Here is a 15,954-nt window from a genome sequence, read left to right as displayed (position 1 = left end):
GGCCATTCGGCCCGTGGACCCCCGCCCCGTGTAGACCAGAAAGGTGTTCACCACCGTGGAAACCGCCGCCCGGACCGCCCCGGCTGCAGTGATTGTCGCCATCGACGGCCCCGCTGGCACGGGCAAGTCCAGCACGTCCAAGGCCGTCGCGGCCAAGCTCGGCCTCGGCTACCTCGACACCGGCGCCCAGTACCGCGCGATCACCTGGTGGATGCTGAGCAACGGCATCGACGTGCACGACGCGCAGGCGGTCGCCGAGGCCAGCGGCAAGCCCGCGATCGTCTCCGGCACCGACCCGGCCGCCCCGACCATCGCCGTCGACGGTCTCGACGCGGCCGGTCCGATCCGCACCCAGGAGGTCACCTCCGCGGTCAGCGCCGTCAGCGCGGTGCCCGAGGTGCGCACCCGGATCACCGAGCTGCAGCGCTCCATCGCCGCCGAGGCGCCGCACGGCATCGTCGTCGAGGGCCGCGACATCGGCATCACGGTGCTGCCCGACGCCGATCTGAAGATCTTCCTCACCGCCTCCGCCGAGGCGCGCGCCGCCCGCCGCAGCGGTGAGCTGAAGGGCAAGGACGCCGGGGATCTGGCGGCCACCCGCGAGGCCCTGATCAAGCGCGACGCCGCCGACTCCTCCCGTAAGACCTCGCCGCTGGCGAAGGCGGACGACGCCGTCGAGGTCGACACCACGGAGCTGACGCTGGAGCAGGTCATCGAGTGCGTCGTCACCCTCATCGAGGGCGCGGGCGCCGCGAAGGCGGGGCGGGACGCCCGGTGACCACCAGCGACGTGGCCCCGAGCGAGGCGGGCGCCGCGGTCGGCCGGCGGATCGGCATCGGCCTGATGTACGGCCTGTGGCGGCCCCGGGTGCTCGGCGCCTGGCGGGTGCCGTCGGCCGGGCCGGTGATCCTGGCGGTCAACCACGCGCACGGCCTCGACGGCCCGATGCTGATGGGCACGGCGCCCCGGCCGGTGCACTTCCTGATCAAGAAGGAAGCGTTCATCGGCCCGCTGGATCCGTTCCTGCGCGGCATCGGCCAGCTGAAGGTGGACCGCGCCACCACCGACCGCAAGGCGATCACCGACGCCCTCGCGGTGCTGGCGAACGGCGGTGTGCTGGGCATCTTCCCGGAGGGCACCCGGGGCGAGGGCGACTTCGCCTCGCTGCGGGCCGGACTCGCGTACTTCGCGGTGCGCTCCGGCGCGCCGGTCGTCCCCGTAGCGGTGCTCGGCTCCGCCGACCGCAGGAGCCGTATCGCCCCGGCGGTGCCGCCGCTGCGGGGCCGCGTCGACGTCGTCTTCGGTGACGCCTTCGAGGCGGGCGACGGCTCGGGGCGGCGCACCCGCAAGGCGCTGGACGAGGCGACCGTGCGGATCCAGGGCAGGCTCACCGCCCACCTGGAAAACGCCAGGCGCCTGACCGGGCGCTGACCGACACTTGAGCGGCGGACCGACGCGGCCCGCCGATGAGAAGCCACGCGGCGACGCCGCACAGTGAGCAGGACGAGGAACGGACTTCATGAACGACCAGATCGACACCGGCGACGAGCACGGTGCGCTTGGCGACGCCGAGTACGCGGAGTTCATGGAGCTCGCCGCGCAGGAGGGCTTCGACCCCGAGGAGGTCGGCGGGGACATCGCGGCGGCCGGCCACGGCCCGCTGCCCGTCCTAGCCGTCATCGGCCGCCCCAACGTCGGTAAGTCGACGCTGGTGAACCGCATCATCGGCCGCCGCGAGGCGGTCGTCGAGGACCGGCCGGGCGTCACCCGCGACCGCGTCACCTACGAGGCCGACTGGAACGGCCGCCGCTTCAAGGTCGTCGACACCGGCGGCTGGGAGCAGGACGTCCTCGGCATCGACGCCTCCGTGGCGATGCAGGCCGAGTTCGCCATCGACGCGGCCGACGCGGTCGTCTTCGTCGTCGACTCCAAGGTCGGCGCGACCGACACCGACGAGGCCGTCGTCAAGCTGCTGCGCCGCTCCGGCAAGCCCGTCGTGCTCGTCGCCAACAAGGTCGACGGTCCCTCCGGCGAGGCCGACGCCGCGATGCTCTGGTCGCTGGGGCTCGGCGAACCGCACCCGGTCTCCGCACTGCACGGCCGCGGCACCGGCGACATGCTGGACGCCGCACTCGACGCGCTGCCCGAGGCGCCCGAGCAGACCTTCGGCGCCGCCCTCGGCGGCCCCCGCCGCATCGCCCTGATCGGCCGCCCGAACGTCGGCAAGTCCTCGCTGCTCAACAAGGTCGCCGGGGAGGAGCGCGTGGTCGTCAACGAACTCGCCGGCACCACCCGCGACCCGGTCGACGAGCTGATCGAGCTGGGCGGCACGACCTGGAAGTTCGTCGACACCGCCGGTATCCGCCGCCGTGTCCACCTCCAGGAGGGCGCCGACTACTACGCCTCGCTGCGTACCGCCGCGGCCGTCGAGAAGGCCGAGGTCGCCGTCGTCCTGATCGACGCCAGTGAGTCGATCAGCGTGCAGGACCAGCGCATCATCACGATGGCCGTGGAGGCCGGACGCGCCCTGGTCATCGCGTACAACAAGTGGGACACCCTCGACGAGGAGCGCCGCTTCTACCTGGAGCGGGAGATCGAGCGGGACCTCGTGCAGGTGCCGTGGGCGATGCGGGTCAACGTCTCGGCGCGTACCGGCCGCCACATGGAGAAGCTGGTCCCGGCGATCGAGACGGCGCTCGCCGGGTGGGAGACCCGTGTCCCCACCGGCCGGCTGAACGCCTTCCTCGGTGAGATCGTGGCCGCCCACCCGCACCCGATCCGCGGCGGCAAGCAGCCCCGCATCCTCTTCGGCACGCAGGCGGGCACCAAGCCGCCGCGGTTCGTCCTCTTCGCCTCCGGCTTCCTGGAGGCGGGCTACCGCCGCTTCATCGAGCGCCGGCTGCGCGAGGAGTTCGGCTTCGAGGGCACGCCGATCCACCTCTCGGTCCGGGTGCGCGAGAAGCGCAGCCAGAAGAAGAAGTGACGGCGGGGGCCGGGCCGTACGGTCCGGCCCCGCTCCTGGCGGCGCCCGGCCGCACGGCTCAGCGGTCGTGCGGCCGGGCGCCGTGCTTTCCCGGCGGCAGTGCGGGCAGGGCGCCGCGCGGCCGGTAGGGCTGGCGGGCGACACGCTCCCACTGGCCGGGGGAGGCGGCGGTGCGGCTCCAGCTGCTGCCGCCGTGACCGGTACCCGGCTGTTCCTCCTCGCCGGTGCGGTCGCCGGGCAACGCCCGGAACGCCCGCCGGTACTCGGCGTACAGCGCGTCGTAGATCGGGGTGGCCGAACGGCCGCTGCCTGTGGTGCCGGGATCCTGCGACGGACGCATCCCGGGGATCTGCTGCGGGGGACGGGGGCGCGAGAAGGGGTCATAGGGGTGCACGTCTGCACCAACGAACCCGGATCGCCGGGGATGCGGCTCCGGTCCCGAAATGACCGATCGCGGGGGCGTTCCCGGTACGTGGTACGGGAACGCCCCCGCGATCGGCGGGGCGCGGAAGCTCAGGTGCCGGCCAGCGGCATCTCACCGGCGACCAGGACGCCCCGGGCCGCGGCCTTCTCCATCGCCTGGCGCATCAGGTCCTCCCGCGGCTGGTGGCCGATGGCGCCGGCCGGTGCGGCGTACATCAGCACCGACTGCGCCTTGGTGGCGGCGGCCCGCCAGCCGTCGGACACGGCCAGCGGCTGGTGCGCCTGCCACCAGGCGGCCTGGCTGCCGGTGTTGCCCGGCTGGAGCACGGCGTGCAGCTTGCCCATGGCGAGCAGCGCCGACCAGCCCGGGTTCGGCGCGGGCAGTACGTCCATGTCGGTGACCGGGTGGAAGCCCTGCTCCAGCAGGAGCGGCAGGAAGTCGTCGTCCAGGCTGACCGATCCGGGGCGGGCGATCGGGCCGTCCGGCTCGACGACCAGCGCCGCCCGCAGTTCGCCCGCCACCAGCACCAGCCCGCAGGTGATCCCGAGCGTCGCCTGGCGCTCGCTGACCGGCACCGGGCGGGTGGGCGCACTCCCGGACCGCTGGGCGGCGGTGATGGACTGCACGGCGCCCTTGAGCTGCTCCTCGGAGACCGAGACGACCTGCGAGGGGATGCAGGTGGCGTGGGCGAAGGCGAGCACCGCGGTCTCCTCGCCGACGAACAGGACGGTGCTGGTGCGCTCCTGCTCGCTGTCGCCCGGGGTGCGGCAGGAGGTGCAGTCGTAGCTGCCGGGGGCGTCTCCACCGGCCAGCAGTCGGTCGGCTTCTTCGTCGCCGATCTCGGCGCGAACGTCGTCGCTGACGTCGAGCATGCGCGGCACGGGGGGCTCCTCGATCTGTGCGGGGGTGCCGGGGGACCCCGGCAGGTACGGGGCCGGGGTCGTCCCCGGCTCGCCGACATGGACAACGGGTGAGCGGCGGCCGGAGTCACGCGCGGACCGGCACGGAATCGAACCGATCACCGCACACGGGAATGGAGTACCGAAAACGGTCGCCGGACGCCAGAGGCCGCGCACATTCCGGGGCGGACCGGGGCGCGGCGGCGCGGCAGGGGCGGGCCGGCCGGGCGCGGCGTCCGGCGTCCGGTCGCGCGGTCCCCGGGGCGGGGCCCGTACCGCCCCGGCGCTCCGGTACGCCGCGAAGCCGGTACGCCCCGGGCGCCGCCGACCGGGTGGGGCGCCGCCGGGGGCCGGGCGTGGCGGCGGGCGCCGCCCGGGACGGCCGCCTACGGTGCGGCGATGCCCGTCACCCCGGACGTCCCGGAACCCGTCGTCACGCCGCGCCGCCGCCCGGTGCGCCGCGGTGCGCCGGCCGCCGCCGTGCTGCTGCTCGCGCTCGCCGCCGCCCCGTCCGCCGTGGCGGACCCGGGGCCGGAGCCCGTGCCCGGTGCCGGGCCCCCGCCCGCCTGTGCCGCGGACGGCTGGCCCTGGGGCTGCGTCGCCGAGTGCGAGAGCGGCGGGAACTGGCAGCTCAACACCGGCAACGGCTACTACGGCGGGCTCCAGTTCCGGCAGAGCACCTGGGAGGCGTACGGCGGCCTCGCGCACGCCCCGCGCGCCGACCTCGCCCCCCGCGCGGCGCAGACCGCGGTCGCCGAGAAGGTCCTCGCCGCCCAGGGCTGGGACGCGTGGCCGGTCTGCTCCCGGCGCTACGGGCTGAGCGGCCACGGCTACGGGGAACCGCCGACGGCGTCATCCGCCACCGGGGAAGCCGGTGTCCCGGGCGGGGGAGCGGTACCGGCTGCCGGGGCGGCCGGGCCGGACCCGCGCGCCCTCTGACCGTTCCCGGGCGGCCGGGCAGCCGTCCCGTACTGACGGGGGCTGATGCCGAATCGGCGCCGCAGGTTCCGTCATATCGCTACCGATGGCCTAACTTTCTCTGAACAACTTGGCATAAGCCCTCAACCTGGAACCGTTCCGCCCGGTCAAACCGTTCAGCAGTCGGACGCACGGCGGTCTCCGGTCACGTCCGCGCGGGCCCGCCCGCGCGGCGCCGTCCACCCGGGAGGCCGCGTACCGCGTCCGCGACACGATCCGGCGCGCGGGCGACCGGGAAGCCAGGGGATACGGGACGGATGCAGATCTCATTCCTGATTCACAACGCGTACGGCATCGGTGGGACGATCCGTACGACGTTCAACCTCGCCCACGCGCTCTCCGCGCACCACGACGTCGAGATCGTCTCCGTGCTGCGCCACCGTGACACCCCCGTCCTCGGCCTCGGCCCCGCCGTCCGGCTGCGCCACCTCGTGGATCTGCGCGAGGACTCGCCGGCCTACGACGGAAGAGACCCGGCGTTCGGCCGGGCGGCGAAGGTCTTCCCCGCCGCCGAGGGCCGCTTCGGCCAGTACAGCGAGTTGACGGACCGGCGTATCGCCCGGCATCTGCGCCGTATCGAGGCGGACCTCGTCGTCGGCACCCGCCCCGGGCTCAACGTCCACATCGCCCGGCAGACCCGCCGCGGGGTGGTCCGCGTCGGGCAGGAGCACCTCACCCTCGACTCCCACAGCCGGGCGCTGCGGCTGGCGCTGCGCGGCGTCTACCCGCGCCTGGACGCGCTCACCACCGTCACCGAGGCGGACGCCGCCGCCTACCGCCGGCTGCGGCTGCCCGGTGTCCGCGTCGAGGCGGTGCCCAACAGCGTGCCCGCGCCCGGTCTCGCCCCGGCCGACGCCACCGGCAAATGGGTCGTGGCGGCCGGGCGGCTCGCCCGCGTCAAGCGGTACGACGTGCTGATCCGGGCGTTCGCCGAGGTCGCGGCGGCCCGTCCGGACTGGCGGCTGCGGATCTACGGCGGCGGCTCCGAGAAGGCCGCGCTGCGCGCCCTCATCGACGAGCTGGGCCTGTACAACCACGTCTTCCTGATGGGCCCGGCCAACCCCCTGGAGACGGAGTGGGCCAAGGGCTCGATCGCCGCGGTCTCCTCCAGCCTGGAGTCCTTCGGGATGACGATCGTGGAGGCGATGCGCTGCGGTCTGCCCGTCGTCGCCACCGACTGCCCGCACGGGCCCGGCGAGATCATCGACGACGGCGTGGACGGCAGACTCGTCCCGGTGAACGACCCCGGCGCGATGGCCGGGGCGCTGCTCTCACTGATCGACGACGACGCCGGGCGCCGCCGGATGGGCCGCGCGGCGCTCACCGCCGCCGCCCGCTTCGACCCCGCCCGGATCGCCGCGCGGTACGAAGCCCTCTTCGGGCAGCTGCTCGCGGAGAAGCGGGGCAACCGCCTGCGCGGCGCGCTGCACCGTACCCGCGGTGCCCTGCTGAGCGGCGCCTACGCCACCAAGGACGCGGCGAGCGCCGCACTGAGAGGGGTGCGGACGGTATGAACACCTCCACGCGACCGCCCGCCGCGGGCTCCGCGAAGGGCACCGGCGGCGCTCCGCCCGGACTGACGGCCGACTGCATCGCCGACTCCGCGGGCGGCCTCACCTTCGATCTGGCGGCGCCGCCGGACGTCCGCACCACCTGGAGCGCGGCGCTGGTGCTGCGGCTGCGCGGTGCGGACGCCGACGAGGTCCGGCTGCCGCTCGGGCCGAACGGCGAGGGCGGGCTGCGCGCCGTCCTGCCCAGCACCGTCGCGCTCGCCGAGGGCCGCTGGAAGGTCTACGCCGACCTCGGTGACGGCCATGCCCCGCGCCGCCTGCTGCCCGGCCTCAACGACCTGCGCTCCCTGGTGGACCGCCGGCCGCTCGCCGGGATCGGCCGCCTCGGCGTCCGCATCCCGTACACCACCAAGCTCGGCAATCTGGCCCTGCGCAGCTGGCTGCGCGGACCGCACGCGGAGGCCGGCGACATCCTGGTGGACCGCGCCGGCATGACCGCCGAGGGGCGGCTCTACGGCGCGCTGCCGGGGCCGGGCGCCCATGTCGAGGCCCGCTCCCGCCGCGCCGGCGGCGCCACCGTCACCGTCCCGCTCACCGCCGACGGCGCCTGCTTCTCCTTCACGCTGCCGTACGAGGGCCCGGCCGGGCACTGGCGCGGCGGCAGTGAGCCGTGGGACCTGTGGCTGGTGCCGGCCGAGGGCGCGCCGCCGGTGCGGATCGGCCGGCTGCTGGACGACGTCGCGGACAAGAAGCAGGTCTTCGCCTACCCCGCGATGCCGGTCGCGGCGTCCGGCGCGGAGGTGCGGGTCGGTCCGTACTACACGCTCGACAACGATCTGGCGCTGCGGGTCGCGGGCCCGGAGACCACCGACTGACGGGGCATCAGCTCCGGGGCTCCCCGTGGGCCGCCGCGGCCCGCCGGGCGGCGCCGGCGGCCACCTCCGGGTGGTGCAGGTCGAAGGCGGGTGACTCGGAGCGGATGCGCGGCAGGGTGGTGAAGTTGTGCCGCGGCGGCGGGCAGGACGTCGCCCACTCCAGCGAGCGCCCGAAGCCCCACGGATCGTCCAGCTCCGTACGGACGCCGTGGTGGGCGGTGTGCCAGACGTTGTACAGGAACGGCAGCGTGGAGATGCCGAGCAGGAACGCGCCCGTCGTGGAGAGCGTGTTCAGGGCGGTGAAGCCGTCCGCCGCGAGGTAGTCGGCGTAGCGGCGCGGCATGCCTTCGACGCCCAGCCAGTGCTGGACGAGGAAGGTCAGGTGGAAGCCGGTGAAGAGGGTCCAGAAATGGATCTTCCCGAGCCGCTCGTCGAGCAGCTTGCCGGTGAACTTCGGCCACCAGAAGTAGAAGCCCGCGAACGTCGCGAACGCCACCGTCCCGAAGACCACGTAGTGGAAGTGGGCGACGACGAAGTACGTGTCGGTGACGTGGAAGTCCAGCGGCGGTGAGGCGAGGATGACGCCGGTCAGCCCGCCGAAGAGGAAGCTCACCAGGAAGCCGGCGGACCACAGCATCGGTGTCTCGAACGACAGCGAACCGTGCCACATCGTGCCGATCCAGTTGAAGAACTTCACCCCCGTCGGCGCCGCGATCAGGAACGACATCAGCGAGAAGAACGGCAGCAGCACCGCGCCGGTGGCGAACATGTGGTGTGCCCAGACCATCACCGACAGCGCGGTGATCGCCATGGTGGCGCCGATCAGCATCACGTAGCCGAAGACCGGTTTGCGGGAGAAGACCGGGATGATCTCGGTGATGATGCCGAAGAACGGCAGCGCGATGATGTAGACCTCCGGGTGCCCGAAGAACCAGAAGAGGTGCTGCCACAGCAGCGCCCCGCCCCACTGCGGCTCGAAGACGACCGCCCCGAAGCGCCGGTCCGCCTCCAGCACCAGCAGCGCCGCCGCCAGCACCGGGAACGCCATCAGCACCAGCACCGAGGTGAAGAGGATGTTCCAGGTGAAGACCGGCATCCGGAACATCGTCATGCCCGGCGCCCGCAGCGTGATGATCGTGGTGACGAAGTTGACCGACCCCAGGATCGTCCCGAACCCGGCCAGCGCCAGCCCCATCACCCACAGGTCGGCGCCGATACCGGGGGAGTGGACCGGCGAGTTCAGCGGTGCGTACGCCGTCCAGCCGAAGGACGGGCCGCCGTCCGGTGTGAGGAACGCGCCGAGGACCATCAGCCCGCCGAAGAGGTAGAGCCAGTACGACAGGGCGTTCAGCCGGGGGAAGGCGACGTCCGGGGAGCCGATCTGCAGCGGCATGACCGCGTTGGCGAAGCCCGCGAACGCCGGGGTGGCGAAGAGCAGCAGCATGATCGTGCCGTGCATGCTGAACGCCTGGTTGAACTGTTCGGCGCTGATCAGCTGGAGACCGGGCCGGGCCAGCTCGGCCCGCATCACCAGCGCCAGCACCCCGCCGACCAGGAAGAACCCGAACGAGGTGATCAGGTAGAGATACCCGATCCGCTTGTGGTCCGTCGTCGAGAGCCAGTCGGCCAGCACCCGTCCGGGGCGCCGCGCCCGGACCGGCCGGACGGCGGGCGCGGTGTCGGTACCCATACGCTGCACCTCGTTCGTCGGGGCGGACCGGCGCCGGGGGGAGTCCGGACCGGGGGACGGGCCACATGATGCGCGCGGTACCGGGAGGGAGCGAGGGGGCGCTCCGGTCCGTTCCGGTGGGATTCGCCCGCACCGGCGCGGTGGGCGGCGGCGCGGGGGGCGCCGGGGGCGCGGCGGGCGGTGCGGTGCCTGACCGGAGGGCCGATGTGCGAAAAGTGTGTGTGGAATGTGTCTCATTTCGCGGGCAGGCGGCTCCGGTGAATTATCGCGGGGGCCGGGAATCCGGAGGCCGGCCGAGGGGGAATTCCGGCCGTGTGCGGTCATCCGCGGAAAACACCCGGATGGTTGTCCGGAATTCGCGCCCCGTGTAATGGCGGGCGCTTTGTTTTCCACCCGGATGCGCCGGTGTACGGCGCGTTGGAGTGACGGAAGTTACCGCAAACGCCGAGCCGCCCGCCGTGACACAAGTGTGACCAATGAAAGACTGTGAGGAGACCGGAGCGCGGAACCGAACGCCCTTCCGCGTGTCGCCGCCTGCGCCTACCGTGGCAGACATGGCACCCGAACCACAGCTTCCGAACGGCCCCGACGACGATCCCGAGGCGTATGTCGGCCTCGCGCGGGAGGAGGCGGAGGAGCGCGCCGGACAGCGCGGCTGGAGCACCGTCCGCGCCCTGTCGCCGGGCGCGCTGATCACCATGGAGTACCGCGCCGGACGGCTCAACCTCGAGATCGAGGACGGCCGGGTACGCCGCAGCTGGCGGGGGTGAGGAGCGCCCGCGGACGAACGGCGAAGGCCCCGGCCGCTCACAGGAGCGGCCGGGGCCTTCGTGGCGGGGCGGAGGTGCGTACCGGCCCCGCGGGGTGGGCTAGCCGCCCGGACCGCGGCCGGTGACCGGGCTCAGCGGGGTGGTGCGCGGCAGCCGGTCGGCGTGCGGCGGCCGGCGGCTGCCCGCCGGGGTCACCGGCGCCCGCTCCGCGCGGGAGATGTGCGGCCGTGCCGGGTGGTGCGGGCGGCCGTCCGGCGTGCGGGCGGTACCGGAGCGGGCCGACGGGCCGGAGGGGACGGCGTCGCGGCGCACCACCTCGCCGTCCGGGGTGACGCGCTGCGGGGAGAGCCCGGCGGGCGCGGCGGCCGGCAGCGGGCCGCGCAGCGAATCGGGGCGCAGCCGCAGCCACAGCCGCAGGATGTAACCCATCAGGCGGTCCTCCACCCAGATGATCCCCGGCTCGATCCACGGCAGCGCCAGCAGCACCAGCAGTCCGGCGGCCCAGCCGAGCAGGACGTCGCTGACCCAGTGCGTACCGAGGTAGACGGTCGTCATGCCGACGCCCAGCGCGCCCAGCGCGGCGATCACCGAGAGCGTCCTGCGGCGCAGCGAGGTGGTGGCCAGGTACGCCAGCACACCCCAGGTGACCACGGCGTTCGCGGTGTGCCCGGACGGGAATATGTCGCCGCCGAGCCACATCTCGTTGGAGCCGACGGCCGTCGCGTAGTGCGGTCCGAGGCGGCCCATGCCGATCTTCGCGGCGCCCACCGTCATGTTCAGCAGCAGCAGTGAGGCGCCGAGGACCAGCAGCGGGTGGAGGTTGCGCTGGCGCCAGCAGCGCCAGCCCAGCCACGCCGCCACGGCGACCGCCGTGGGACCGCGCTGCCCCAGGACGACGAAGTAGTCGAGGAAGGCATGGATCGACGGCCACTGCTTGTAGGGCCGGAAGAACATGACCTGCCAGTCGAAGGTGACCAGCCAGGTGGAGGCCAGCACTCCGGCCACGATCACGAGATACACCGCCAGCGTGCCCCAGAACAGCCATTGGCGGGTCGGGGTCATGCGTGGTCGGGCGCGATCGGGCGGGTGCCCCTCCCTCTGGTCCAGCTTCTCATCGGTACGCACTCAATCGACGTTACCGCGTGTGATGTAGGCGCCTGGTCAGACCGTGCGCTTTGTAATGACGATGTGATGTGGAATGTGCCCGCGAAGTTACCGGGCGGCGGGGAATCGGAACCGAATTAACGGGGAATCGGATTCCCGTCCGATCCGTGCACCGCACTTCGGCGAGAGCTTTATCTTCTTTTCGCCACGGTTGTTTCTCCGCGTGCGGTGCGCCCGTCGCCCGCCGTTTCCCCCGGGCCGCCCCGGTCACGGAGGGGTGCCGTCCGGTCACGGAGGGGCGGTGCGTGCGGCCGTGGAGCGGGGGGGCGGTCCGCCGCCGGGGTGCCCGCGGGGCCGGTCACGGCGGGCCGGTGCCGTTGAGCCAGAACGCGCCGTAGAGCGCGGAGCCCGCCGCCACCGCGCCGATCAGCAGGCCGGAGCGGAGCGGGCGCCACCGGGCGAGCGCCGCGGCGAGCGGCAGCAGCAGCGGGTACGCCGGGAGCATCAGCCGCGGTTTGGAGCCGAAGAAGCCCTTCGCGGTGAGCGCGAGGAACACCACCACGCCGCAGTAGGTGAGCAGCGGCAGCGGCTGGCCCTGACGCACCCCCGTCACGTAGAGGACGAGGACCAGCGCGACCCCGGCGGTCAGTCCGAGACCGGCGGCCCAGCCGGGGCCGGTCAGCAGGCCCCACAGGAAGCGGCCGAAGGCGAGACCGCCGTCGAAGCCGTTGCCCCAGGCGCCCTGGACGTCGAGATAGCCGGTGAGGCTGTGCCGCTGCGCGCCGACCCACAGGAAGTAGCCGCACCAGCCGAGCGGCGCGAGCAGGACACCGGTCACCAGACCGCGGTGGCGGCCGAGGCTCGACCGCAGGCCGGCGCCGCCCGCCCGGTCGGTACGGAGCGTCGCCGCGGCGGTCAGCCACACGGCGGCGGCGACGGCGGCGCCGACCGGCCGGGTCAGCCCGGCCAGCGACGCCAGCACCCCGGCCCACACCCACCGCCCGGTCCACGCCGCGTACACGCCCCACGCCGCGAGGGCGGTGAAGAGCGACTCCGAGTACGCCATCGACTGCACGACGCCGATCGGCAGCGCGCCCCACAGCGCGGCCAGCGCGATCCCGGCGCGCGGTCCGTACAGCCGCTCGCCCGTCGCGTACAGCGCCCAGGCGGCGGCGAGGGAGGAGAGCCAGGCGACGGCCATCCCGGCGTCGGCGGGGGAGAGCGGGGTGAGCGCCGAACCCAGCCGCTCCAGCCAGGGCAGCAGCGGGAAGAACGCGAGGTTGGAGTGGGAGCCGCCGTCGGGGAGCGGGACGGTGTAGCCGTAGCCCAGCTCCGCGACGCGGGTGTACCAGAGGGAGTCCCAGCGGGCGGTGAGCAGCGTGTGCCAGCTCGTGCCCCGTGCGGCGGACCAGACGGCGAGGACCGCCCAGCCCAGCAGCCGGATCGCCGCGAAGGCCGCCAGACCCGGCAGTGCGCGGCGCAGCGCGGCCCGTGCGGCGGGGCGGCACGGCGTCCGACCGGGGGCGGCGGCCGAGGCGAGATCGTTCATCCGGACGATTATCCAGGTGTCCGGTGTGCGCCGTACCGGCCCCGGGCGGGCAACTGCGGGCCCTGCGATCCGCGTCTCATCAGGAGGTGAGCCTCACGACACCGTTCCCCACTCGCGTAGTCTGACGTCTCAACTCGCCCGTGCCGCCGGTTCGACCCGGGGCTTTTTCGTGCCCCGGTCCGCGGCCGCGAGTGCCTGACAGGGAGGTACGTGCATGACCGGGACGAGCCCTTCCGGTACGGGACGGACGGCCGGCGTTCCCCGGCTGCCCGGCGGGGGCGCGAACCGCTGGACCGTACTCATCGTGCTCTGCGTCAGCCTGCTGTTCGTCGCGCTGGACACCACGATCCTGTACGTGGCCGTGCCCTCCGTCACCGAGGACCTGCGGCCGGGGCCGGTGGAGCTGCTGTGGATCGTCGACGTCTATCCGCTGATCGCGGCGTCGCTGCTGATCCTCTTCGGCACGCTCGGTGACCGGGTCGGGCGGCGCCGGATCCTGCTGCTGGGTTACGGCCTGTTCGGCGCGGCGTCGGCGCTGGCGGCGCTGGCGCCCGATCCGCAGGTGCTGATGACGGCGCGGGCGCTGCTCGGCATCGGCGGCGCCATGATCATGCCGGCCACGCTGTCGATCCTGCGGCAGGTCTTCCCCGACCGCCGGGAGCGGGCCGTCGCCATCGGGGTGTGGAGCGCGGTCGCCGCGGTGGGCGCGGCCGTCGGGCCGGTGCTCGGTGGCTTCCTCGTCGAGAACTTCTGGTGGGGTTCGGTCTTCCTCATCAACATCCCGATGATGCTGGTCATGCTGTTGATCGGCCGCTGGCTGCTGCCCGAGTCGCGGGGTGAGCGCAACGGCCCCTGGGACGTGGTCGGCGCGGTCATCGCGGCGTTCGGTGTGCTCGGCGTCGTCCTGGGCGTCAAGCGGATCGGCGGCGGCACCGCCGTGCTCGGGGTGACCACGCTCGGCCCGATCGTGCTGGGCGCCGTGTTGCTGGTCCTCTTCGTCCGGCGTCAGCGCCGCCGGGAGCACCCGCTGATCGACATGCGGCTCTTCGCCCGGTCGGCGTTCGGCACCTCCGTCGGCTGCATCGTGCTGGCGATGCTGGCGCTGGTCGGTCTCCAGCTGATAGCCGTGCAGTACCTCCAGCTGGTCCTCGGGCTCTCGCCGCTCCAGACCGGGCTGCGAATGCTGCCGCTGGTCTTCGCGGCGATGGTGGCGGGCCTCACCGGCTCCCGGATCCTCCAGGTCCTCGGCCCGCGCACGATGGTCTCCTGCGGTTTCGTGCTCACCGCCGGCGCGGTGCTCTGCCTGACCGCGATGAACGCGCACGACCGCTTCTGGCTGCTCTGCGCCGGTTTCGTCCTCCTCGGCTTCGGCTTCCAGTCGACGCTCTTCGGCGCGTACGAGTCGATGCTCAGCGAGGCGCCGCCGGAGCAGGCGGGCGGCGCGGCGGCGATCGGCGAGACGTCCTACCAGCTCGGCGCGGGGATCGGCGTCGCGCTCCTGGGCAGTGTCATGAACGCCGCCTACGCCCCCGGGATCGGCCATGTCGCCGGGGTGTCCGCGCGGGAGTCGGCCGCCGCGTCGCACTCGCTCGGCGAGGCGTACAAGGTGGCGGCGTCGCTCGACGGTCCGGCCGGGGCGGCGCTGCGGGTGGTGGCCCGCGACGCCTTCGTGCGCGGACTGCACATCACGCTCGTCGCCAGTGCGGTGTTGCTGCTGGCCGGTGCGGCGATCGCGCTGCGGCTGCCGCGCCGCGCCGCGGACTTGGCCGAGCGCGCCGAAGGGGACAACGCCCCCGGTCTGGACAGTGAGCCGGCCGCCGCGCGGACCCACGGCTGACGGCCCGCGCTTCTCCCCTTCCTTCCGCCCCGCCGCGTCGGCTCTTGCCCGCGCGGCGGGGTGCGCCGTACCGTCGGACCGCGCTGTAACTACCACTGCTAGTTTTTCGCCGATCTGCCGGAGGCCCCGCCATGTCCGCCACGCCCTCCTCGCCGCTCCCGCCGTTCGACGCGGGTGACCCGCTGGGCCTCGACGACCTCCTCACCGACGAGGACCGCGCGATCCGCGACACCGTCCGCCGCTGGGCCGCCGACCGCGTCCTGCCGCACATCGCCGACTGGTACGAGCGCGGCGAACTCCCCGGCATCCGCGACCTCGCCCGCGAACTGGGCTCCCTCGGCGCGCTGGGCATGTCCCTGACCGGCTACGGCTGCGCCGGCGCCTCCGCCGTCCAGTACGGACTGGCCTGCCTGGAGCTGGAGGCCGCCGACTCCGGTATCCGCTCCCTCGTCTCCGTGCAGGGCTCGCTCGCCATGTACGCGATCCACCGCTTCGGCTCCGAGGAGCAGAAGCAACACTGGCTGCCGCGGATGGCGTCCGGCGAGGCCATCGGCTGTTTCGCGCTGACCGAACCGGACCACGGCTCCGACCCCGCCGGGATGCGCACCCACGCCCGGCGCGACGGCTCCGACTGGATCCTCGACGGCCGCAAGATGTGGATCACCAACGGTTCGGTCGCGTCGGTCGCGGTGGTCTGGGCCGCCACCGACGACGGCGTCCGCGGCTTCGTGGTCCCCACCGACACCCCCGGCTTCGCCGCCCCCGAGATCCGTCACAAGTGGTCGCTGCGCGCCTCGGTCACCAGCGAACTCGTCCTGGACGGCGTCCGGCTCCCGGCCGACGCGGTGTTGCCCGAGGTCCGGGGCCTGCGCGGGCCGCTGAGCTGCCTCAGCCACGCCCGCTACGGCATCGTCTGGGGCTCCATGGGCGCGGCCCGCGCCAGTTTCGAGGCGGCGTTGGAGTACGCGCGCACCCGCGAGCAGTTCGGCCGGCCCATCGGCGGTTTCCAGCTCACCCAGGCCAAGCTCGCCGACATGGCCGTCGAACTCCACAAGGGCGTCCTGCTCGCCCACCACCTCGGGCGGCGGATGGACGCCGGGCGGCTCCGCCCCGAGCAGGTCAGCTTCGGCAAGCTCAACAACGTCCGCGAGGCCATCGAGATCTGCCGCACCGCCCGCACGATCCTGGGCGCCAACGGCATCTCCCTGGAGTACCCGGTCATGCGGCACGCCACCAATCTGGAGTCGGTGCTGACCTACGAGGGCACCGTCGAGATGCATCAGCTGGTGCTGGGCAAGGCGCTCACCGGGCTGGACGCGTTCCGCTGACGGGGA

General features: G+C 73.5%; 14 protein-coding genes. 9 read left to right on the top strand and 5 right to left on the bottom strand.

Translation table 11 applies throughout. From position 1 onward, the window contains the following. Nucleotides 1-43: 43 nt before the first annotated feature. The 3 genes from cmk to der all read left to right on the top strand — a co-directional run bounded on the left by cmk (nucleotide 44) and on the right by der (nucleotide 2,983). A complete protein-coding gene (gene cmk, locus ACZ4M8_RS17105; protein ID WP_467607931.1) occupies nucleotides 44-778 on the top strand; it encodes a (d)CMP kinase in 735 nt (244 codons plus the stop codon). Next, nucleotides 775-1,431 carry a lysophospholipid acyltransferase family protein gene (locus tag ACZ4M8_RS17100; RefSeq protein WP_467607928.1) on the top strand — a complete coding sequence of 219 codons (657 nt, stop codon included), beginning with the start codon at nucleotides 775-777 and terminating at the stop codon, nucleotides 1,429-1,431. The genes cmk and ACZ4M8_RS17100 overlap by 4 nt, the downstream gene beginning before the upstream one ends. 88 nt (nucleotides 1,432-1,519) lie before the next feature. Then, complete coding sequence (gene der / locus ACZ4M8_RS17095) at nucleotides 1,520-2,983, top strand: ribosome biogenesis GTPase Der (RefSeq protein ID WP_467607926.1); 1,464 nt, start codon at nucleotides 1,520-1,522, stop codon at nucleotides 2,981-2,983. Between the two features lie 58 nt (nucleotides 2,984-3,041). Here der and ACZ4M8_RS17090 read toward each other — a convergent pair whose 3' ends face one another. Together ACZ4M8_RS17090 and ACZ4M8_RS17085 are read right to left on the bottom strand one after the other, a co-directional pair. Beyond that, entirely contained in the window at nucleotides 3,042-3,377 is a 336-nt protein-coding gene (locus tag ACZ4M8_RS17090; protein ID WP_467607923.1) for a hypothetical protein, read from the bottom strand. Between the two features lie 119 nt (nucleotides 3,378-3,496). After that, nucleotides 3,497-4,288: a hypothetical protein gene (locus tag ACZ4M8_RS17085; RefSeq protein ID WP_467607922.1), complete on the bottom strand. Its 792-nt coding sequence runs from the start codon at nucleotides 4,286-4,288 to the stop codon at nucleotides 3,497-3,499. 417 nt (nucleotides 4,289-4,705) lie between these two features. Between ACZ4M8_RS17085 and ACZ4M8_RS17080 the strand changes: the two genes are divergently transcribed. The 3 genes from ACZ4M8_RS17080 to ACZ4M8_RS17070 all read left to right on the top strand — a co-directional run bounded on the left by ACZ4M8_RS17080 (nucleotide 4,706) and on the right by ACZ4M8_RS17070 (nucleotide 7,670). Then, complete coding sequence (locus tag ACZ4M8_RS17080) at nucleotides 4,706-5,245, top strand: transglycosylase family protein (RefSeq protein WP_467607919.1); 540 nt, start codon at nucleotides 4,706-4,708, stop codon at nucleotides 5,243-5,245. Nucleotides 5,246-5,541: 296 nt separating this feature from the next. Further along, on the top strand, nucleotides 5,542-6,798 hold the full coding sequence (locus ACZ4M8_RS17075) for a glycosyltransferase family 4 protein (RefSeq protein WP_467607917.1): 1,257 nt from the start codon (nucleotides 5,542-5,544) through the stop codon (nucleotides 6,796-6,798). After that, nucleotides 6,795-7,670 (top strand): hypothetical protein, encoded by an 876-nt coding sequence (locus ACZ4M8_RS17070; RefSeq protein WP_467607915.1) that lies wholly within the window; start codon nucleotides 6,795-6,797, stop codon nucleotides 7,668-7,670. Before ACZ4M8_RS17075 ends, ACZ4M8_RS17070 begins: the two co-directional genes overlap by 4 nt. A 7-nt stretch (nucleotides 7,671-7,677) precedes the next feature. Here ACZ4M8_RS17070 and ctaD read toward each other — a convergent pair whose 3' ends face one another. Then, the gene (gene ctaD, locus ACZ4M8_RS17065) at nucleotides 7,678-9,360 is read right to left on the bottom strand and encodes an aa3-type cytochrome oxidase subunit I (RefSeq protein WP_467607914.1); all 1,683 of its coding nucleotides are present in this window, start codon (nucleotides 9,358-9,360) and stop codon (nucleotides 7,678-7,680) included. A 554-nt stretch (nucleotides 9,361-9,914) separates the two neighbouring features. Between ctaD and ACZ4M8_RS17060 the strand changes: the two genes are divergently transcribed. Continuing rightward, nucleotides 9,915-10,130 carry an I78 family peptidase inhibitor gene (locus tag ACZ4M8_RS17060; protein WP_467607911.1) on the top strand — a complete coding sequence of 72 codons (216 nt, stop codon included), beginning with the start codon at nucleotides 9,915-9,917 and terminating at the stop codon, nucleotides 10,128-10,130. 99 nt (nucleotides 10,131-10,229) lie between these two features. Here ACZ4M8_RS17060 and ACZ4M8_RS17055 read toward each other — a convergent pair whose 3' ends face one another. After that, on the bottom strand, nucleotides 10,230-11,255 hold the full coding sequence (locus tag ACZ4M8_RS17055; RefSeq protein ID WP_467607908.1) for a phosphatase PAP2 family protein: 1,026 nt from the start codon (nucleotides 11,253-11,255) through the stop codon (nucleotides 10,230-10,232). A gap of 337 nt (nucleotides 11,256-11,592) precedes the next feature. Continuing rightward, nucleotides 11,593-12,783, bottom strand: a complete 1,191-nt coding sequence (locus tag ACZ4M8_RS17050; protein WP_467607905.1) for a hypothetical protein — start codon at nucleotides 12,781-12,783, stop codon at nucleotides 11,593-11,595. Between the two features lie 214 nt (nucleotides 12,784-12,997). Between ACZ4M8_RS17050 and ACZ4M8_RS17045 the strand changes: the two genes are divergently transcribed. Continuing rightward, nucleotides 12,998-14,620, top strand: a complete 1,623-nt coding sequence (locus ACZ4M8_RS17045) for an MFS transporter (protein WP_467607902.1) — start codon at nucleotides 12,998-13,000, stop codon at nucleotides 14,618-14,620. Between the two features lie 131 nt (nucleotides 14,621-14,751). Then, nucleotides 14,752-15,948: an acyl-CoA dehydrogenase family protein gene (locus ACZ4M8_RS17040; RefSeq protein ID WP_467607901.1), complete on the top strand. Its 1,197-nt coding sequence runs from the start codon at nucleotides 14,752-14,754 to the stop codon at nucleotides 15,946-15,948. Nucleotides 15,949-15,954: the final 6 nt, after the last annotated feature.

The organism is Streptomyces sp. NPDC027185 (assembly GCF_055567035.1).
The sequence above is the reverse complement of the archived record's forward strand: the minus strand, read 5'-3'. Positions and strand labels throughout refer to the sequence as shown.